This is a genomic window from Chlorobiota bacterium, assembly GCA_016700335.1.
Classification (GTDB): Bacteria; Bacteroidota; Ignavibacteria; order OLB7; family OLB7.
Map to the genome: position 1 here is coordinate 298,326 of CP065014.1, position 20,008 is coordinate 318,333.

The 20,008-nt window shown below is 33.0% G+C and carries 20 protein-coding genes; 18 read left to right on the forward strand and 2 right to left on the reverse strand.

Features of this window, described 5'->3' with window-relative positions; translation table 11 throughout:
* Nucleotides 1–79: 79 nt before the first annotated feature.
* On the reverse strand, nucleotides 80–502 hold the full coding sequence (locus IPP08_01210; GenBank protein ID QQS66821.1) for a helix-turn-helix transcriptional regulator: 423 nt from the start codon (nucleotides 500–502) through the stop codon (nucleotides 80–82).
* Nucleotides 503–588: 86 nt separating this feature from the next.
* On the opposite strand from IPP08_01210, the gene IPP08_01215 reads away from it, so the two are divergent.
* The 15 genes from IPP08_01215 to IPP08_01285 all read left to right on the forward strand — a co-directional run bounded on the left by IPP08_01215 (nucleotide 589) and on the right by IPP08_01285 (nucleotide 15,597).
* Entirely contained in the window at nucleotides 589–960 is a 372-nt protein-coding gene (locus IPP08_01215; GenBank protein ID QQS66822.1) for a VOC family protein, read from the forward strand.
* 3 nt (nucleotides 961–963) lie between these two features.
* Complete coding sequence (locus IPP08_01220) at nucleotides 964–1,407, forward strand: SRPBCC family protein (protein ID QQS66823.1); 444 nt, start codon at nucleotides 964–966, stop codon at nucleotides 1,405–1,407.
* A 1-nt stretch (nucleotide 1,408) separates the two neighbouring features.
* On the forward strand, nucleotides 1,409–1,762 hold the full coding sequence (locus tag IPP08_01225) for a TfoX/Sxy family protein (GenBank protein ID QQS66824.1): 354 nt from the start codon (nucleotides 1,409–1,411) through the stop codon (nucleotides 1,760–1,762).
* Nucleotides 1,763–1,936: 174 nt separating this feature from the next.
* Nucleotides 1,937–3,862 carry a tetratricopeptide repeat protein gene (locus IPP08_01230; GenBank protein QQS66825.1) on the forward strand — a complete coding sequence of 642 codons (1,926 nt, stop codon included), beginning with the start codon at nucleotides 1,937–1,939 and terminating at the stop codon, nucleotides 3,860–3,862.
* Nucleotides 3,863–4,143: 281 nt separating this feature from the next.
* Nucleotides 4,144–4,557 carry a hypothetical protein gene (locus IPP08_01235; protein ID QQS66826.1) on the forward strand — a complete coding sequence of 138 codons (414 nt, stop codon included), beginning with the start codon at nucleotides 4,144–4,146 and terminating at the stop codon, nucleotides 4,555–4,557.
* Nucleotides 4,554–4,946, forward strand: coding sequence for a hypothetical protein (locus tag IPP08_01240; protein QQS66827.1), 393 nt, complete (start codon nucleotides 4,554–4,556; stop codon nucleotides 4,944–4,946). The genes IPP08_01235 and IPP08_01240 overlap by 4 nt, the downstream gene beginning before the upstream one ends.
* The gene (locus IPP08_01245) at nucleotides 4,943–5,230 is read left to right on the forward strand and encodes a hypothetical protein (protein ID QQS66828.1); all 288 of its coding nucleotides are present in this window, start codon (nucleotides 4,943–4,945) and stop codon (nucleotides 5,228–5,230) included. Before IPP08_01240 ends, IPP08_01245 begins: the two co-directional genes overlap by 4 nt.
* Nucleotides 5,231–5,761: 531 nt before the next feature.
* On the forward strand, nucleotides 5,762–8,320 hold the full coding sequence (locus tag IPP08_01250) for a DEAD/DEAH box helicase family protein (protein ID QQS66829.1): 2,559 nt from the start codon (nucleotides 5,762–5,764) through the stop codon (nucleotides 8,318–8,320).
* A gap of 3 nt (nucleotides 8,321–8,323) precedes the next feature.
* Nucleotides 8,324–9,718, forward strand: a complete 1,395-nt coding sequence (locus tag IPP08_01255) for an N-6 DNA methylase (protein ID QQS66830.1) — start codon at nucleotides 8,324–8,326, stop codon at nucleotides 9,716–9,718.
* Complete coding sequence (locus tag IPP08_01260) at nucleotides 9,691–10,347, forward strand: restriction endonuclease subunit S (protein ID QQS66831.1); 657 nt, start codon at nucleotides 9,691–9,693, stop codon at nucleotides 10,345–10,347. Before IPP08_01255 ends, IPP08_01260 begins: the two co-directional genes overlap by 28 nt.
* Nucleotides 10,348–10,573: 226 nt before the next feature.
* A complete protein-coding gene (locus IPP08_01265; GenBank protein ID QQS66832.1) occupies nucleotides 10,574–10,885 on the forward strand; it encodes a restriction endonuclease subunit S in 312 nt (103 codons plus the stop codon).
* Between the two features lies 1 nt (nucleotide 10,886).
* Nucleotides 10,887–11,948 carry a DUF4917 family protein gene (locus IPP08_01270; GenBank protein ID QQS66833.1) on the forward strand — a complete coding sequence of 354 codons (1,062 nt, stop codon included), beginning with the start codon at nucleotides 10,887–10,889 and terminating at the stop codon, nucleotides 11,946–11,948.
* Between the two features lie 75 nt (nucleotides 11,949–12,023).
* Nucleotides 12,024–12,428, forward strand: a complete 405-nt coding sequence (locus IPP08_01275) for a hypothetical protein (protein QQS66834.1) — start codon at nucleotides 12,024–12,026, stop codon at nucleotides 12,426–12,428.
* Nucleotides 12,429–13,342: 914 nt separating this feature from the next.
* Nucleotides 13,343–14,068 (forward strand): hypothetical protein, encoded by a 726-nt coding sequence (locus tag IPP08_01280; protein QQS66835.1) that lies wholly within the window; start codon nucleotides 13,343–13,345, stop codon nucleotides 14,066–14,068.
* 2 nt (nucleotides 14,069–14,070) lie between these two features.
* Nucleotides 14,071–15,597 carry a T9SS type A sorting domain-containing protein gene (locus tag IPP08_01285; GenBank protein QQS66836.1) on the forward strand — a complete coding sequence of 509 codons (1,527 nt, stop codon included), beginning with the start codon at nucleotides 14,071–14,073 and terminating at the stop codon, nucleotides 15,595–15,597.
* 179 nt (nucleotides 15,598–15,776) lie between these two features.
* Here the strand turns inward: IPP08_01285 and IPP08_01290 are convergent, their stop codons facing one another.
* Nucleotides 15,777–17,153 (reverse strand): radical SAM protein, encoded by a 1,377-nt coding sequence (locus IPP08_01290; protein ID QQS66837.1) that lies wholly within the window; start codon nucleotides 17,151–17,153, stop codon nucleotides 15,777–15,779.
* A gap of 63 nt (nucleotides 17,154–17,216) precedes the next feature.
* Between IPP08_01290 and IPP08_01295 the strand changes: the two genes are divergently transcribed.
* The 3 genes from IPP08_01295 (at nucleotide 17,217) to IPP08_01305 (ending at nucleotide 19,871) form a co-directional block, all read left to right on the forward strand.
* The gene (locus tag IPP08_01295) at nucleotides 17,217–17,735 is read left to right on the forward strand and encodes a hypothetical protein (GenBank protein QQS66838.1); all 519 of its coding nucleotides are present in this window, start codon (nucleotides 17,217–17,219) and stop codon (nucleotides 17,733–17,735) included.
* A gap of 186 nt (nucleotides 17,736–17,921) precedes the next feature.
* Nucleotides 17,922–18,785 (forward strand): ParA family protein, encoded by an 864-nt coding sequence (locus IPP08_01300; protein ID QQS66839.1) that lies wholly within the window; start codon nucleotides 17,922–17,924, stop codon nucleotides 18,783–18,785.
* A gap of 138 nt (nucleotides 18,786–18,923) precedes the next feature.
* Entirely contained in the window at nucleotides 18,924–19,871 is a 948-nt protein-coding gene (locus tag IPP08_01305) for a ParB/RepB/Spo0J family partition protein (protein QQS66840.1), read from the forward strand.
* Nucleotides 19,872–20,008 lie beyond the last annotated feature (137 nt).

Sequence of the window (20,008 nt, forward strand, 5' to 3'; positions counted from 1 at the left end):
AATGAACATTAGTGCTAATATGAAAGTAAGTGCTTCTAAATCCGCCACTTCGCCAAGCGGCAAAACGTTAGTGGCAAGGCTAGGAGACACCCAACTCATCGACAAGACTACTGGTAATTTGAGAAATCATACCGACCTTATCTCGTTTGACACTTTTGACAAACTTCATATCGACAGCCGAATCTTTATCATATTTGGCAGACCACATAATGAATTCGACTAATAAAGGAACTAAATCAATTCCTTTTCGAGTAAGACGATATATTATCTTTTGCTTATGACTTGGGTCGCTTGACTTGCTAATTATTCCGTTACTTTCAAGTAAAGACAATCTATCAGAAAGAATATTTGTTGCAATGCCTTCTTCCGACAACAGGAATTCACCATAAAAGTGCTTGCCTTTAAACATTAAATCTCTAACAATTAAGAATGTCCATTTATCGCCAAATATTTCTAATGCAAAATTTATCGGACAGTCCGACTTTCTTTTAATCGCTTTCATAGCGCAAAAATATAAAAAAATAAAACCACTTGCAAATTTAAAGTAGTTTTGTATATTTGCAGTTCACAATTTAAAAAAAAATAAAAATGACAAATTCAATTAATTGGTTCGAAATCCCAGTATCAGATTTCGCAAGAGCAAAAAAATTTTACGAGACAATTATGGATGCTGAAATGCAGCCAATGGAAATGGGAGGAATGAAATCAGCTTTCTTTCCTTTTGATATGCAAGGTGGCGGTATAGGCGGTTGTATCACAAAAGCCGAAGGCTATGAACCTGCTTCAAAAGGTGCATTGATTTATCTTAATGGTGGAGATGATTTATCCACACCTCTTTCTAAAATAGAAAAGGCAGGTGGAAAAATTGTAATGCCAAAAACGGCTATTGGTGCAAATGGTTTTATGGCTCATTTTACCGACACTGAAGGCAATAAGGTTGCGTTACACTCAAGAAAATAAACAATGGGTAAATTAGTAAATGATATAACAATAAACGCTTCCATCGACAAAATTTGGAGCATACTCACAGATTTAGAACTTTTGGACAAAACCGACCCAACCGTTAAAAAAGCAACGTTAATTTCTGAAAACAAAACAGGGCTTGAAGCAAAAAGAAAAGTGCTTATGCAAGACGGCAAAAATTGGTTTGATGAGAAAATAACAATTTTCAAAACTAATGAAGAGTTAGCTTATCAATTAACTGACTGTTCATTTCCAATCAAGGCGTTGAAACACACTTACAGTTTTCAAAAAATTGGCAACCAAACCAAAGTACAACAAGTAATGGAATATACTGTAAAGTTTGGTATTCTTGGAGTGCTTATGGACAAAATGATGATAGGCAAACAGTTCAATTCAGGTATTAATAAATTTCTGACAGGACTAAAAAACTACGCTGAAAAATAAAATGGCTTACGATGAACATTTAGCAAATCGAGTAAGAGAAAAATTTGTCGAGCTACCCAACGTTGAAGAAAAAGAAATGATGGGTGGCTTGACATTTATGTATAATAACAAAATGTGTGTAGGCATTATCAAAGACGAATTGATGTGCCGAATTGACCCAACATTACACGAAACAGTAATTGAAAAAATTGGTTGCCGAACAATGGACTTTACCAAACGACCAATGAAAGGTTATATTATGATAGACGAAAACGGAATGAAATCAAAAGCCGACTTTGACTATTGGATTAACCTTGCCCTTGACTTTAATAGCAAAGCAAAATCAAGCAAGAAACCCAAGAAGCCCAGCCACTAACAGCGGTTTGGCAAAAGTGGCAGTTCAGTGCTTCGTATGACAATTTTTCGTATATTTAAGTGCAGTTGTTCGTATGAAGGTTTGTGGTAAAAATCGCCAACTTCTTGTAGCTGCAAACCGTTAGCGGAAATGCCCCCACGACTAAACCAAAGCCAATTTAAATAGCATCATAATATGAAAAAACTAATAACTCTCTTAATTATTGCTCTTTTGGGGGTTAATTGCTTCGCTCAAGACCAACACCTCATCGACTCCTTATCAACCCTTTTAAAAACAGCAAAGGAAGATACTATCAAGGCAAATATTTTATATTCTCTATCTACAACCTATATTGGAATTAATCCTGATAGGGCAACGGAACTTGCAAATCAGTGTCTTACTTTATCTGAGCACATTGATTTTAAAAGAGGAATAGGCAATGCATATAGCGTTATAGGATGTACACATGATGTAAAAGGAAATTATTTACCCGCTTTGGAATTTAATAAAAAGTCATTAAAGGTAAGAGAGGAAATTAGAGATAAAAAAGGCATTGCAGGTTCAATCAATAACATCGGATTGATTTACTACTCCCTAGGCAATTATCCCGAAGCATTGAAGAATTATTTTTCTGCTTTAAAAATGAATGAGGAATTAGGAAATAAAAAATGGCAAGCCATTAATCTTAGTAACATCGGGAATATTTATATTAAACAAGGCAATTATCCCGAAGCATTGAAGAATCATTTTGCTGCTATAAAAATTTATGTAGAAATCGGGAATAAATTGGATCTGGCTGACTCTTACAATAACGTTGGATTGATTTACGGTAAACAAAGCAATTATGCCGAAGCATTGAAAAATCTTTTTGCTTCTTTAAAAATCAATGAAGAAATCGGAGAGAAAGAAGGAATAGCTCTTTCTTACAAAAATTTTGGAAATATTTATGAAGATCAAAGCAATTATCCCGAAGCATTGAAGAATTATTTTGCTTCTTTAAAAATGGCCAAAGAAATTGGGGCTGAACAAAGTATTTCCCTAGCATACCTCAATATCGGAAATGTTTATACGAAACTAAAAAAATATAATGCTGCTTCTGAATATTTGGATAAAGGAATATTGCTTTCAAAGGAAATTGGTGCTTTGGAAGGAATTAAAGATGGTTACTTAAGATTAGCAACATTAGACAGCTCAAAGAGCAATTTTAAACAAGCTTATGAGCACCACAAACAATTTATTATTTACCGTGATAGTTTGGTAAATAATGAATACACAAAGAAAACGGTGGCTCTGCAAATGAATTATGATTTTGATAAAAAGCAGGATTCGCTCATAGCCTTACAGGCTAAAAAGGATTTGATATACTACAACGAAAAAAACAAACAACGCTTGTTGCGTAATGGTTTTATAGGAGGCTTTGCTGTAATGGCACTTTTTGCAGGCATATTTTTTCGCCAAAGGAACAAAATCAAAAAAGGCAAACAAAAAAGCGATGAACTCTTATTGAATATTCTTCCTTACGAAGTAGCAGAAGAGTTGAAAGATACCGGCACTTCCAAAGCAAAGAATTTTGATGAAGCAACGGTCATGTTCACTGATTTTAAAGACTTCACCAAAATCAGTGAGGAAATGAGCCCTGAAGAATTAGTCAAGGAAATTGATACTTGTTTTTCAGCATTCGACAGTATAATACAGAAGTATGGCGTAGAAAAAATAAAAACTATTGGTGATGCGTATATGTGTGCGGGGGGATTACCGGTTGCCAATCATTCACATGCAGAAGATGTAGTAAAAGCGGCTTTAGAGATTAGAGATTTTATGACCAATCATAACAAAGAAAAGGTGGCAAAAGGAGAAGTTCCATTTGAGATTCGAATTGGTATCAACTCAGGTCCGGTTGTAGCAGGAATCATAGGTGTGAGAAAGTTTGCATACGACATTTGGGGCGATACAGTAAATCTTGCTAACAGAATGGAAAGTCATGGCGGAGCAGGGAAAGTGAATATCTCAAGGAATACCTATGAATTGATTGAGCAAAAATTTATCTGCACGCATAGAGGAAAAATTATGACTAAAGGTAAGGGTGAAGTGGATATGTATTTTGTTGAGCAACAAATTTGAGATTAGCACATCCGCTAACATTGCCTATGAGCAAAAAGGGCTGAGTAGCAATTCGATCATTTGGTTCTTTAATAATCTGTTGTACTTTTACCAAGCAGATGATCTATGAATTCCCTTTAAGCTCATAGGCAAAAAACGTTACCTGCAAGCGTAGCGACTGCCCCGACCAACAGAAAGACTTCTGAAAAAGAACGTGGGATTTATACAACTTATTTCTGTAATTGTGTAACAGTTCATGGTGACATTATAGCTAACTTTGCTTCAATAAAATTTAAAACATCATGAACGGCAAAAACAACATCGCAATAGGATTTTTGACAATGGGCTTTTTTATGGCTTTTGGTTTTCTGTTAATTTATCTTCGTGACTTTGCACCAGGGAAAGTTGAATGGGCAAATTCTTATAGTATTGGAAAACATTTTGAAACCAGACTTGCCCACGTTCACGGAAACCTTTTTGCATTTCTAAATATACTCATTGGTTATTTATTGCTTCGTTTTAGCGACAAACTTAAAAATGTCAAAGCCATTTCTTGGTTAGCACTGACGGGTTTATTAATGCCACTTGGAATTTTATCCGAAGTTTATTTTGGCTTACCGCCTGTTTTAGTTTTAATAGGTGCAATTGCAATGACAGTTTCCGTGGTTTGGCTTGGAATTGCATTTCTTAAAATGAAGCCATTAACTCAATTATGAAAAAGGTAATACTTTATTTGGTAGTTGCTGTACTGACAGGCTTTGGTTTGTTGACAATATTTTTAAGCACTTCTGTAATTTTTGATTTGTTTGACGTTAGAGCAAAAGAAGGAAACTATGTTTTATTCGTTGTATGGTCTAATTTCATAAGTAGTTTCCTTTATCTTATTTCAGCTTATGGACTTCTTACTTCAAAAAATTGGACATATAAAGCATTAGGACTTTCAACGATAATTTTATCTTTTGCATTTGTTGGTTTTCTTTTCTATATCCAATCAGGTGGTATTCACGAAAATAAAACTGTTGGGGCAATGGTATTCAGAATTGCTTTGACTTTGGGATTTACTCTATTTGCATATTTCACTATTAATAAAAAGACAATCAAATGAACATAAAGGATTTGCATAAAGACACAAAAGCAATTTCAACAGCTTCTTTATTTAAAACAACAGAAAGCAATGTTACCTCAATTCAAATATTGGAAGACGAGCAATTAAAAGAACATATTACAAAAGTGCCAGCTTTATTGCTTTGTATGACAGGCGAAGCTATTTTTGAGAACGAAAATGGTATTAAACTGACATTGACAACAGGTGACTATGTAAACATTGAACCTAACATCAAGCATTGGATTAATGCAAAATCCACAAGCAACTTTATACTCATAAAGTAGTTTCACTTAAAGACAGAATAAATAGAACATTTCTATCGACAAAAACGCCAGCAGATAACAGCACCTACAAGAAATTGGCGGTTCAGTGCTTCGTATGACAATTTTTCGTATATTTAAGTGCAGTTGTTCGTATGAAGTTTTGTGATTAAAATCGCCAACTTCTTGTAGCTGCAAACCGTTATAGCCAATGGTAGGACGACCGTTTACAAGAAGACCGACCGACCTGAAATTTAAACATTAAAGCAAAGACAAACCATTTTGACAGGTGACCAAAAACATACAGACCATATTGCAACTGGACAGCATCTAAACCGACACGCTGACCAACGCTATGTTTTTTATTTTTTCCCCACCGCACAAAAAAAATTGAAATTCTGCCACTGCACAATTGGCACATTTGCAAGCCGCACAAGCCGACACACAAACCCAAGCTTGCAAAAGAGCCAATTCTCCCACCCGCCACATCACGACAATGACCGTTTTAAAGGCGAAAAATCGTATCTTGACCGACAAAAAACTGAACTGAATTAGATGGCAGAAAAAGAAGCTAAAGCAAGAATAAAAATTAATAAACTCCTTGAGGAATCAGGGTGGAGCTTCTTTGACACGGACAAAGGTAAAGCGACTATTAAACTTGAATCTTCCATCAAAATGGACGATTTAGGCGAAGATTTTGAAAATGCTAAAAGCGGTTTCATTGATTTTTTACTGGTTGACGAAAACCAAAACCCAATTCTTGTTTTAGAGGCGAAGAAAGAAAGTTTGAATCCACTTGTTGGAAAGGAACAAGCAAGGAATTACGCTAAATCACAAAAGGTTAAGTTCATTATTCTTTCAAACGGAACGCTACACTATTTATGGAATATCGAAACTGGAAACCCTGAACAAATTCAAGTGTTTCCGACATTGGAATCGATTAAACAGTATTATCATTTTAATCCCGAACCAAGCAAATTAGTTAGCGAACAAGTAAATGACGACTATGTTGTTTTAACTCAACTTCCGAACTACAAACAAATACCCGAATTTCAAGACGAACAAAAAAAGAAAGATTTAATCTTCAATTTAAAACTTCGTTTTCTTCGCTATTATCAAGTGGAGGCAATCAAAGCCGTTCAACAATCAGTAAGCGAAGGCAAAAAGCGTTTCTTGTTGGAAATGGCAACAGGCACAGGAAAGACTTTGACTGCTGCTGCATTAATCAAACTCTTTTACAGAACTGGAAATGCAAGACGCATTTTGTTTTTGGTTGACCGCTTGGAACTGGAAGAACAAGCAAGAAAAGATTTTACCAACTATTTGAAAAACGACATTACAACGGTTGTTTACAAAGAGAAGAAAAACGATTGGCGAAAAGCCGACATTGTTGTAACCACCATTCAATCATTGATGGTAAACAACAAATACAAAACACTTTTTTCACCGACAGACTTTGATTTAATTATTTCTGATGAATCGCACCGACTGTTAGGTGGCGGAAACAGCAGAGCCTTGTTTGAATATTTCTTGGGTTACAAATTGGGTTTAACCGCCACACCAAAAGACTATTTAAAACATTTAGACGCAGACGACATTGACGACCCAAGAGAATTGGAACGAAGAATGTTGCTGGACACTTACACAACCTTCGGTTGTGAGAGTGGCATTCCAACGTATCGTTATACGCTTGTGGACGGTGCAAAAGATGGCTATTTGCGACAACCGATTGTAGTTGACGCAAGAACAGACGTTACCACCAAACTTTTATCGGAACAAGGTTACGGCATTATGGTAACGGTAGCCAGTAGCGAAAAAGAAGACATTTTAGAAGAAGTAAATTACAAGCAAAATCATTTTGAACGGAAGTTTTTCAGTGAAGAAACCAACCGTGTGTTTTGCAAAACATTTATTGAAAATGGACTGAAAGACCCGATTAACAGAGAGTTTGGAAAGAGTTTGGTTTTTGCTGTTTCGCAAAATCACGCTGCAAAATTGGCTCAACTTCTCAATGAATATGCACACCAGTTTTTCCCTGGCAAGTATCAAAGCGACTTTGCTGTTCAGGTAACTTCCAATGTGCAGAACAGTCAGCAAATGACTGTTGATTTTAGCAACGACAAATTATTGGGCTTTAGCCATTTTGCGAAAGACAATGAAATTTTAGAATCATACAAAACAAGCAAAGCAAGAGTTTGTGTAACCGTTGGAATGATGACCACAGGTTGGGATTGCCCCAATATTTTGAACCTTGGTTTAATGAGACCCATTTTTTCGCCAACAGAATTTATTCAGATAAAAGGACGAGGAACCCGTATTCACAAGTTTGAACACAAATTCAAAAACGACCTTGGAGAAGAAGAATCAATTTCCATTGACAAATCAGCCTTTAAACTCTTTGACTTCTTTGCTACTTGCGAATACTTTGAAGAAAAATATCAATACGACCAAGTTTTAAAACTGCCTGTAAACTTCGACAAGGAGGATGATATGCCAACGGTGGACGACAATACCATCAAACCAAAACGAGAAGGTTACGAGTACAAAGAAAATGATAGAATTCACTCTTTGCACGAGCAACAAGTTGACTTCTCAGGAATGAAAGTTGACCGAATGTTTTTTCAGCAGTTTGAAGAAAAGGTAAAAACCGATGATGAAATAAAACAATTGATGGAAGCTGGTGATGTGGAAGTAGCCACAGCAAGAGCCAAAGAGAAATACGACAACAAACCCGAAGAATATTTTGACTTAGAAAAACTTCGCAAGTCATTAAAAATTGACCGCAAAATTGGTTGGCGTGAATTATTGGAACTCATTTATTTTGGCAACCAAATAAAAGGCAAAGACGATTTGTTGAGTGATGAATTTGAAAAATTCATCAGCACCAACAATGTTTCCAACATTGAAGATTTGCAAGGCTTACGCTATTTCTTTTATGCTTACATCACCGACCAAAGTGTAAGAAACATAATTGACCAACAAGATTTTACAGAACTCTATCACAACCCAAGTTTTAATGTAGAAGATTTTAACCGTGTGGATGATGAAATGAAAAGCAAACTGCCTTACTACATTAAAACTTACGTTCCATTAAATAAATTTTTATCTGCCTAAACAATGCTAGACAACATAACAAAGAAAAATATTGACGATTGCCGTGATGTGTTGGTAGGTAAAGTGCCCGACCCGAAAAGCCAAATTGAACAAATTACATTGGCTCTTATCTATAAGTTTATGGACGATATGGATAAAGAAGCCGTTGAGAAATTTAAAGGAAAAGCAAAATTCTTTTCAGGCGAATATGCCAAATACGGTTGGCGAAAATTATTTGACCCATCATTAAGCGGACAAGATATGCTGGCATTGTACAGCGAAGCATTGGAGAAATTAAATACCAATCCCAATATTCCTGAACTGTTCCGCAATATTTTTAAAAATGCTTATTTGCCTTACCGTGACCCAAGCACCTTAAAACTGTTTTTAAAATACATCAACGAGTTTGAATACAGCCACAGCGAAAAATTGGGCGATGCTTTTGAATACTTGTTGAGTGTAATGGGAAGCCAAGGCGATGCAGGGCAGTTTAGAACACCCCGACACATTATTGATTTTGTAACAGCTTGTGTAAACCCACAGAAAAACGAAAACGTGCTTGACCCTGCTTGCGGAACAGCTGGTTTCTTATTGAGTGCCTATAAACACATACTCAACCAAAATACCGACAAACGCCAAGGCGATAAACTAAAGCCAGACGATAGAAAAAAACTCGCTACTAATTTTGTGGGTTACGACATTAGCCCCGATATGGTACGCTTGAGTTTAGCCAATATGTATTTACACGGTTTTGCAACGCCACTCATACACGAGTACGATAGTTTGAGCAGCGAAGACCGTTGGCAAGAAACCTTTGATGTGATATTGGCAAACCCGCCATTTATGACACCGAAAGGCGGCATCAGACCACACAAAAAATTTGGCGTACAAGCCAACAAAGCCGAAGTTCTGTTTACCGATTATATTGCTGAACATTTAAACAGCAACGGACGAGCAGGAATTGTAGTACCCAACGGAATTGTGGCAACAAGCCAAACCGCTTACAAACAATTGCGAAAAATGTTGGTGCAAGATAGTTTGATAGCCGTAATTAGTTTGCCAGCAGGTGTGTTTCAACCATACAGTGGAGTAAAAACATCGGTATTGATTTTAGACAAACGCTTGGCGAAAAAAAGCCAACACATTTTGTTTTTAAAAATTGAAAACGATGGCTTTGATTTAGGAGCACAACGCAGAGAAATTGACAAAAACGATTTGCCTTTGGCTTTGCAAACTTTAGAAGACTACAAAGAATGTTTGGGTAATGATGGGACTTTTGATGATTTACCGAGCTTAGCGACTTTAGTTGAAAAGGAAATTGTTTTAGGGAATAAAGATTTTGTATTGAGTGCTGAAAGATATTTTGAAGCAACAAATCAATCTCATAGTAATTGGGAAACAAAAAACTTTCTGAAATAACAACTTCAATGCATCAAGGTATCAATACAGCTGGTGACAAAGTTGAATTTGTAATGGAAGGGTATCCCATCATTCAGACAAGAAATATTACAAGCGGTGATTTGGATTTTGACAATATGAAATATATGAGTCAAGAGTATTGGGATAAATATCATTTGAAGTATAAACCAAAAGTTGGTGATGTATTGCTAACAAATATTGGGACAATAGGTAAAAGTATAATCGTTGATTTAAAAATGGCTTCAATTGATTTTTTAATCCATTGGAATATTTTTAAAATATCCTGCGATACAGACTTACTAATGCCACAATATTTAAAGTACTGTCTTGACCAATTAGAAAGAGATAATTATTATGCGAATTTTCAAAAAGGTGGAACAGTTAGCTTTATTACTAAAGCTGTTTTATCTGATATCGAAATCCCCCTCCCACCGCTTGAAATACAACAACAAATAGTAGCCGAAATAGAAAGCTATCAAAAAATAATAGACGGAGCCAAACAAATCGTAAACAACTACAAACCTACTATTACCATCAACCCTGATTGGGAAATGGTGGAGTTGGGCGAGGTTTGTGATCCCAAAATTGGAGTTAAAGCAGGTCCATTTGGTTCATCAATTAAAAATTGACAAAGCAAAAACTGTACAAACAAAGTATAGTTGACAAGGAAGTTGATTCTGATTATTAGATTTAGTGATTATTATAAAACATAAAAAATTCACAACAATTGAAAAAAGTGTGATGCATTCTAACATGTTCCAATTATCTGTTGGAAGCATTAAACTTTGTTTGTTCCTGACAATATAAAAATGCTGTTAATCAACAAGACTTTTAAGAACAAAACCAACAAATTTATTGCTAAAAGCTTTTTTATCTTTTACTTATCTTCAAGATATGTACAAAGGATTTTTAAAGAAGAAACTAAAGCATGAAGCAACCAGATTATCTAAGAGATTTGAAAAGATTGAAATTCCATTTCCATCACTCGAAGAACAACAAACCATCGTAAAAGCCATAGAAGAAGAAATGCAATTGGTAAATGCCAACAAACGCTTAATAGAAATATTTGAGCAAAAAATAAAAACAAAAATTGGTGAGGTTTGGGGCGTGAAGGAGGAAGAAACTTTATCAATGGCAGCAGAGCCACAAACTGAATACAATAAATAAAATGAGCCTAGACAAAGTATATACCTATGACGAAGTAATAAAATCGCTTAATGATAAAAAGCGACAGAAACACTTATTGCTTGGCAATGGTTTTAGTATGTCTTATGATTCGGGCATCTTTTCTTACAATGCTTTAAGCAAATTTTTAGAGAACCTCGATAATGATATTCTGCAAAAGCTATTTCAGATTATCAAAACCAGCAACTTTGAATTGTTGATGGAGCAATTGGACAACGTGGCTCAAATTGCAGAAGTTTTTGGAGCAGATAAAAAGGTTGTTCAAAATATCAGAAAGGCAACTGAAACCCTTAAAGAAAGCCTAATTGATGCTATCAAAGAATTACATCCCGAACACGTTTTTTCAATTCCCGAAGAAAAAAGCAAAGCCTGTGCAGCGTTTTTAAATTCGTTTCTTGCAGAGGAAGGACAAATCTTTACAACCAATTATGATTTGCTTTTGTATTGGGTGCTAATGCGAAATGAAATTGAAAATGCAATTGATGGTTTTGGCAGAGATGCAGAAGAAAGTGACGAATGGATTCCTGAAGATGAAAGACAATATTCTGAACTTCGTTGGGGAAAATACAAAAGCACCCAAACGGTTCACTACTTGCACGGGGCATTGCAATTATTTGATACAGGCGTAGAAGTTATAAAAGAAGAATATACAAGCGAACATTTTTTGTTGGAGAACATTAAAGCCCGAATGGAGAAAAAGGAATATCCGATTTTCGTAACGGCAGGAAATGATTATGAAAAACATTCGCATATAGTGCACAACAAGTATTTAGCTAATTGTTACGAAAGCCTTTCTTCAATTGGCGGTTCACTTATTTGTTATGGTTTTGGTTTCGGAAATTATGACGAACACATTATTGCAGCAATCAACAAAGCAGCAAAGAAACGAAAAGATGAAAACGATAAATGGCTTCCATTCCTTGCAAGTGTTTACATCGGTGTTTATTCAGAAGCTGACTTGAAACACATAAAATCAATAGAAAAGAAATTTAAAGTTCCCGTTCGTGTGTTCGATGCAAAAACGGTGAATGTTTGGAGCATATAAAATGAGATGGACAACGAAAAAAAAGCCATAGAGAATTATATCACTTCTTTGCAAGAATTGCACACATTAGGCATCTTGAAAAGCAAACACGATTTCACAAGTCAAATCGGTGAATGGCTTGTTGAAACAATTTACGATGGAAAGAGAGCAGTTAGCAGTATTCAGAAAGGCTGGGATATAGATGTAAATGGTTATCACATTCAGGTGAAAGCACACGCCAAATCAGAAGGAAATAATAATCGCTGGTCGGCAGTTGACAGAAACGAAACCGAAAAAATTGATGAATTAATTATCATAGAATTTACGCCTTATTACAAAATTCTTAAGTTTTACAAAGTGCCTTGGACAGAAGCAATCAAGCACATAAAATCAAGAAATATAAAATCACCTAGGTTTGAACTTTCTTGGAGCAACATTGAAACATTTAATGTTAATCTTGACGATTTACCAAAACAAAATGTAATATCAATTTTCAGATAAGATGAACGAAATATTTATCATAGCTGGTGATTACTTAAAGGGCAAATCTGTTTATCCTGCGTTCCGCAGAATGCTGAATTTGCTATTTAATATCAGCATTGCTTCGTTCATTTATGAAAAGTGTTACGGCAATTACACTTGGCTTAATTACAATGACTACAAAGGTATTTTAGACTTTTTTATCAAGGGAAAATTCTTTATTCCATTCAGTATTTTCCTTGTGGTTTATGGCACTACTCAATTTCTATCAATAGCATTTTTCAGTGCGTTAAACCACTTCAAGACAATTAAAATAACCAGAGAAATATTACAATATCAATTCAAAAAAGAAACTGTAAACTAATAGTAGGATTAATTAATTAAACTGTAAACTTTTTTTAGGACGAGTCAAAGTGCTCAATTCAAGCTTTGTGCATCTAATGAAGTTTAATGCTCAAAATCCCCGCCATCGCAAAGCTGCAAACCGTTATGCGTCATGCTTGACGACATCGGAACTTCAAACTTGACTGCAAGTAGATAACTTTGATAAACAAAAATAAAACAAGACGGAGACGCTGAAAACCGAATAGAGTAAGCATAAACAAAAAATAAATAAATAAAATGGAAAATTAATTCAAAATAATTATATAAGTTTGATGGGCGAAAGATTTGTAAATAAGATAATAAGAATACAAACATAAAAAGCAAGTTGAGAGGAGTTTAGAAAACAAGAAAACTAAACTCAACCTAACCCCTAAAATAAAAGTGTAAAAAAAAGATATTTTGAAATTCAAAAACAAAACTTAATTTTCAAAAATGAACAAAAGAAATTTAGCACAGCACAGCACAGCACAGCACAACACAGCACAAACAAGAGTTGTAGAAAAAATTGTAATAACTTCAATCAAAAAAGATTAATAGCAATTTTTTGTATTATGGTTATTTCATCAATTTCACTATTTAATTACCAAAAAACTTTTGCACAGACTTTAACTTGCAATCCACCATGTAACGGAGCTTGGTTTTATGTACCACCAATAGGATCACCACCAAATGAAGTACCTATATTTTCATTAGGAGGAATTTTTAACCCAAATAGCACTTGCAAGCTACAATACAGATTTAGATATAGAACTTGTGAAGATGGAAGTACTCAAATAGAAATCGTTGGAGGTTTTAATTTGATAGGATCATGTAATTGGGTAAGAGCATTATTAAATCCAATATCTAATAGTAGTTATACCAACCCATCAATAGCATGGGATTTATATAATCAATTATTATTAAACGCAGGAACACAATTGTTTCCTAGAGTAACCAATTCATATATAATTAGAAGATGTACCAAGTTTTGTATTTATGATTTTAGTAATCCACCAGTTTCAGAAAATGGAGGAAATCCCTATTGTGCAATATTACCAGTACAATGTATGAATAACTATACATGTTGTATAACACAAATAGAATGTTATGATGGACAGCCAGTTCTATGGTCATATTATGTAGGAATACCAGGTTGTAATAATACTCCCCCAACAAACTGTCAAGTTTTAAATGGAGTTACTCCAACAAACACATCAGACTGCACAAATCCTTGTGATTATGGTGGCTTAGAATACAATAAAGACAAAAGAGATGAAACCTTAACAAATAGCAAATAATTGTGAAAACTACATTAATTATAATTATTCTAATAACAATAACCTCTTTGCCTTGTATTGGGCAAAGGGGTAATATATTGTGGGAGAAAAGAATGTATGATACAAATACAGATGGAACAATTCAAAGAACTTCAATAAACAATTTTTACATTACTAAAAAGAATGAATTATTTGTTGCTGAAGATAGGATAGCATTAGGAATGAACCTTTACAAAATGGATTTCAATGGAAATATAAATTGGAAATCTAATATATCCCTACCAGATAATCAAACACTTTATGCAAGCCCAAATTATATTTATGAGAGACAAAACGATCCAAATAGAATTCACATTGGTTCTCAATTATCTGAGTTAGGAGATAAAATCCCATTTTTAATAGGGCCAATAAACCAAATAAGTTATAACAGGAATACAGGAAAAATAGAGAGTGGATTGAAAGATAGGAAAGATATGTTTAGCCCTGGAAATTTCACAACACATACTTTTTCAAAACAGGATGAGTTTGTAATGTGTACAAGAAGGAATATCTTTCCTAAAGATGACACAACAACACATAAACTATTTTTCTACAAAGCAGATACAAATGGTAAGTTGATTTATACAGGTAAATTTTATGACGGACTACCAAATGAATTAAAGTATATACCAATCAAAATCACACAATTAAAAGATGATGGCTTTGTAATAATAGCAAATTCAGTACATGATGATTTGAGGCTCTTTAGAATTGGTTTAGTAGTGAGGTTAGATAAAGATATGAAAATCATGTGGAGTAAACAAATCACGCCGTTTACAAGATCCATTTATAGTATTGAAGAATTAAGTTCAGGAAGTTTCTTAGTTGTTGGATCACGGTTTGGTGAAATAGTACAAAACAGATTAATGTTAGTAATAACAAAGTTAGATAAAGATGGATATCAAATAGAACCTGTTCGATACCTTTCTTATTTGAGCGATGCAGTTATAGGAGCAAAGACGCAGCTATTACCAAATGATGGCTTGGTAGTAGTAGGAAAAGCAGCAGATGTTGATTCACTAGGATATTATAACCCATACTCAGAAAGAATGATACTTTTTGAAACAGACTCTACAGGATTTGTACAAAATTTTTTCAAATGGAAAATAGATACATTACCACAAAGTTTACAAGCAGTAATAAGAGTAGGAGAAGGGGATTATATTGTAGGTGGAAGATATGACACAGACCCAGATGCGGTGTTCTATTCATATATGGCAAGAATAAATACAAGTACAAAAGGAGTAACAAATGCAGAAAAAGAATCTCAAATAAAATTTACAATTACAAATGAAAATGCAAGCATAACATATAGTAATCTGAAAGGAAAAACAGAAATTGAATTGTGGAATAATTTAGGACAGAAAATAAAAACAATATTATCAATGAATGAGAATTTCGGACCACATATAAAGAATTTTAGAGTAGGAGAATTAAGTAATGGAGTATATTATTTACATATAAAATTGGGTGATAAAATAGAGGTTAAGAAATTTATTATACAGCGATAAAAAAGAAGAAGATATATATTCAAAACTCTCTGCAAGCCAGTATATAAGAGGTTTACAGGGAGTTTTTATTTATAATTTAAAAAGAAATATTCTATTTTAAAATAAAATATTTGTGAAAATATTGATGAAGAATTTTATTATGCTTCAGTTATTATAGAATATAAAAGTTTCTAAATTACCTATTTTGAAAAACTCATTAAGCCTCTATTAATTTTAGATTTTAATTTACAAATTAATGCAGACAAATATTTTTGTTCATTTAAATTTTTAAATGAGTTTACTTCATTAGTTACAAAGCTTGTTGCATAATTATAATATTTTCTACTAAAAGTTCTTCTAAAATCAATATCTCTGTCAGTGCTATTTTCCCAAGGTAATTGAATTGAAATCAAGTCTTTAATTTCTTCATAAAATTTAGTCCCTTTAATTGGATATGCAACTGTAACAGTAAAGAAATCAGGGTTAGCATCTTTCAAATGCAATATTGTTTCAAGAATATCTTCTTCAGTTTCAGTAGGATAACCTAACATTATAAAAGTACCAGTCTCTAATCCTTTTAATTTTGCAAGTTTTATCATATCTCTAACATACTTTACATTTACTCTTCTGTCCATTGCATCAATAATTTTTTGAGATCCACTTTCAGAACCAATCCAAACTCTGTAAGCTCCAGATTCTTTTAAAACATTTAAAGTATTTTCATCCAAACAATCAGCCCTTGTAATACATTCATAAGGAGTAACAATTTTTCTTGAGTTAACTTCTTTTGAAAATTCCTCAACCCATTTTTTATTTATAGTAAATACATCATCAACGAACCATAAAGTATCAGGATTGTATTGCTCTTTCAAGTAAGAAATCTCATCAGCGATGATTTTAGGAGATCGCCTTCTGTAACTTTGTCCATAAACAGCAGTACTGCACCAATTGCAAGAGAATGGGCAACCTCTTTGCGAACTAATACTTATAGAACTTAACCCATGATTTTGTTTCCAAATAGTATTATATTTATTAATATCAATTAGATCCCTAGCAGGGAATGGTAAAGTATCTATATCTTTTATTTTAGATCGCTCTAATGTTTTTACAACACTACCAGATTTGGACTTAAAAACTAACCCAGCAATTTCATTTGGTTCGTTATCATTTGTAGTTTGTAAGTGCTGAACAAGTTCTAACATTGTTTGCTCTCCTTCACCAATAACTATAAAATCTGCCCCATTTAAAATGTAATCAGAATAATTATTAGTTACATCTGGTCCTCCTAGAACAATGATTGAATCTAGATTTTCCTTAACAAATTTAATTAATTCTAATACATTGAATTTAGTCATGAGGTTTGTATAAATAGCTAAAACATCAGGACAATAAGAGGTCAAATAATTACGCAAATCTTGTTTGCTTGAAAAAGTAGTATCATAAACAAAGTTATCGAAACCTGCTAGTTTGAGATAGCTAGATAAACCTAAAATCCCTAAAGGTGGATAAGGTTTCATTACTTTTTGTTCTTTAATATCTGAGCTTAAAAAGTATCCGTGAGTAAAAAGTATTTTCAATTATTTTTCAAATATTTAATATGCTTATCTTAGTAGCAAAATTAGTTTAAATAAAATTAAAAAATGGATAACTGGCAAGATTTTTATTACTCATTATTTGGATATACTGCAAAACTGGCACATATATTTGGAGCATTCATTTGGATTGGAGGAGTATTGTTTATGGCAGGAATAGCAACTCCAATTGTTAAATATTATCAGGATGTAAATCACTACGATATAAAAGTTATTGAAATTATTTCTAAACTTGAACGCAGACTTATTGGGTTTAATTGGATGGCTTATTTTGCAATGTTATTTGGAGGAGTAGTACTTACTTTACATAATAAATCATTTAGTTTGTTTACATTTAATTCGCTATATAGCTGGTTATTACATGGTAAAATATTTTTGTTTACAATTATTGGAATTGTAAATTATTTAATGAGCATTTCATATAAAGAACTAAAAACAGCAAGAGTAGAAAAAGAAGTAGATGAGGATTTATCTCCTTACGAAATAACAGAATGGAGAGTAGTTATACTTAGGAGAATAAATGTTTATTTATGTTTTTCTATTATTTTAATATTGGCTTTTTTGTGAAACAATACAAAATGTTTCACGAAATAAGTTATATTTACATTTTAGGATATATCTAAAAAATTCAAATAAACTTAAAAAGAATTTTAATATTTTAATTTGTAAAATCAATTAGTTAATATTTATTTTTTTCTATCAGTTAACGTTTGTTTCAACTTAAAATTTATACTAAATAATTAAGAAATATATATGGGTAAAATAATAGCATTGGCAAATCAAAAAGGGGGTGTTGGTAAAACTACATCAGCCATTAATTTGGCTGCTTCTTTAGCTACTGCTGAACAACCAACTCTATTGCTTGATGTTGACCCTCAGGGGAATGCTTCAAGCGGTTTTGGTATTGATGCTCATAAATTAGATAAAACTATCTATGAAGTACTAGTTGAAGATTTACCTTTAAATGAGGCTATTATGAGAACTGAATTAGGTTATTTAGATATCATTCCTTCAAATATGAATTTATATGGAGCAGAACCTGAATTAAAAGAAAGGGGGAATAGAGTTTTCGTTTTATCAAAAGCACTTGAGCAAGCTAAGAAAAAATACTCATATATTATTTTGGATTGTCCTCCAAATTTAGGATTTTTAACTTTAAATGCATTGATAGCTTCAGATTCTGTTATAATACCTGTTCAATGTGAATATTACGCACTTGAAGGGTTAAGAAGATTGCTTAAAACAATTTTTGATATTCAGCAAAGTGCTAATAAAAAGCTTCAACTTGAAGGTATTTTGTTAACTATGCATGACTCAAGATTAAAATTATCAAATTTAGTTATATCAGAGGTAAGGCGTTATTTAGGTAATAAAGTTTTTGATACAGTTATATCTAGAAACGTAAAATTAAGTGAAGCACCAAGCCACGGCAAACCAGTTATATTATATGATGCATTATCTATTGGTACTAAAAATTATTTAGATTTAGCTAGTGAAATAATGAGAAATGCCGAACTTGCTATTGAAAAATCAACGTTAGAGGAAAATGTTGTATCAATTGAGAATTTACCTGAATCTGTTACTTCTTTGTTGATTGATAAAAAAGAAAATTCTTAAAATTTGTTAGTTTGAATTTCAAATTATTACAGAAAATACAAATTACCTAATTTATAAAATTCAATAAATTGTTGTTTAAGAATAATTGATTTAGATACTTATTAAAATTGACTTCCAAAAAATAGAATATATATATTTATGTCAAAGAATAAAACTCCATTAGGTAGAGGGCTTGGCGCATTGCTCGCTGACTTAACAACAGATATAAGAGAATCAAAAACCAACTTATCTGATGATGATGGAAAATCAGTTGGTGTTATTTGTAAAATAGATATAGCACAAGTTAGACAAAATCCATTTCAACCTAGAATTGATTTTAATAAACAAGCACTCGATGAACTAAAGAATTCTATTGAAGAAAATGGTGTCATTCAACCAATCACTGTAAGGCGTGTACCTGGAGGTTTTGAATTAATCTCAGGTGAAAGAAGAGTGCGTGCTTCAATTGAAGCAAACATGACTTTAATTCCAGCATATATTATTAATGTTGAAAGCGATCGTGAAATGATGGAATTGGCTCTCATTGAAAATGTTCAAAGAGAAAATCTTAACCCAATAGAAATTGCAATTGGTTATCAAAGGCTAATTAAAGAATGCGATTTAACACAAGAGGAATTAGGAAGAAAAATTTCAAAGGATCGTTCTACTGTAACAAACACTTTAAGATTGCTAAAACTACCTAATGAAATTCAAGAATCTGTTAGGCATGGAGAAATTACTATGGGTCACGCTAGAGCATTGTTAACATTACAAGAAGTAGAGTTGCAGCTTGAGGTTTGGCAGAGAGTTGTAGAAGGCACATTATCGGTTAGGAAAACTGAAGATTTAGTTAGGCAAGCAGCTACAGCAGGAAAAGCAAAATTAAAGCAATTGTTAAATAACAATGTAAATGCCACTGAAATTAACAACGAACTAGAGTTAACATTAACTGAGATTTCAGGAAGATTAAGGCAGGTATTAGGTACTCAAGTAAAAATTAAATCAAATAATTCTGGCTCTGGTTCGGTAGTCATTGATTATTACTCAAGTGTAGATTTAGAAAGATTGCTAGAACTGTTTGCCGTTTTAGAAAAAAAACAGATTTAATCAACATTTGAATTTAATAGATGCTAATATCAATATTTAAAATTTATTCCTAAAATTTAATTGCTAATAATTAATCAATATTTTCGGCTACATATCGATTCTTTTTTGTGTTTATAGTTTATCTCACTTGATTTTAT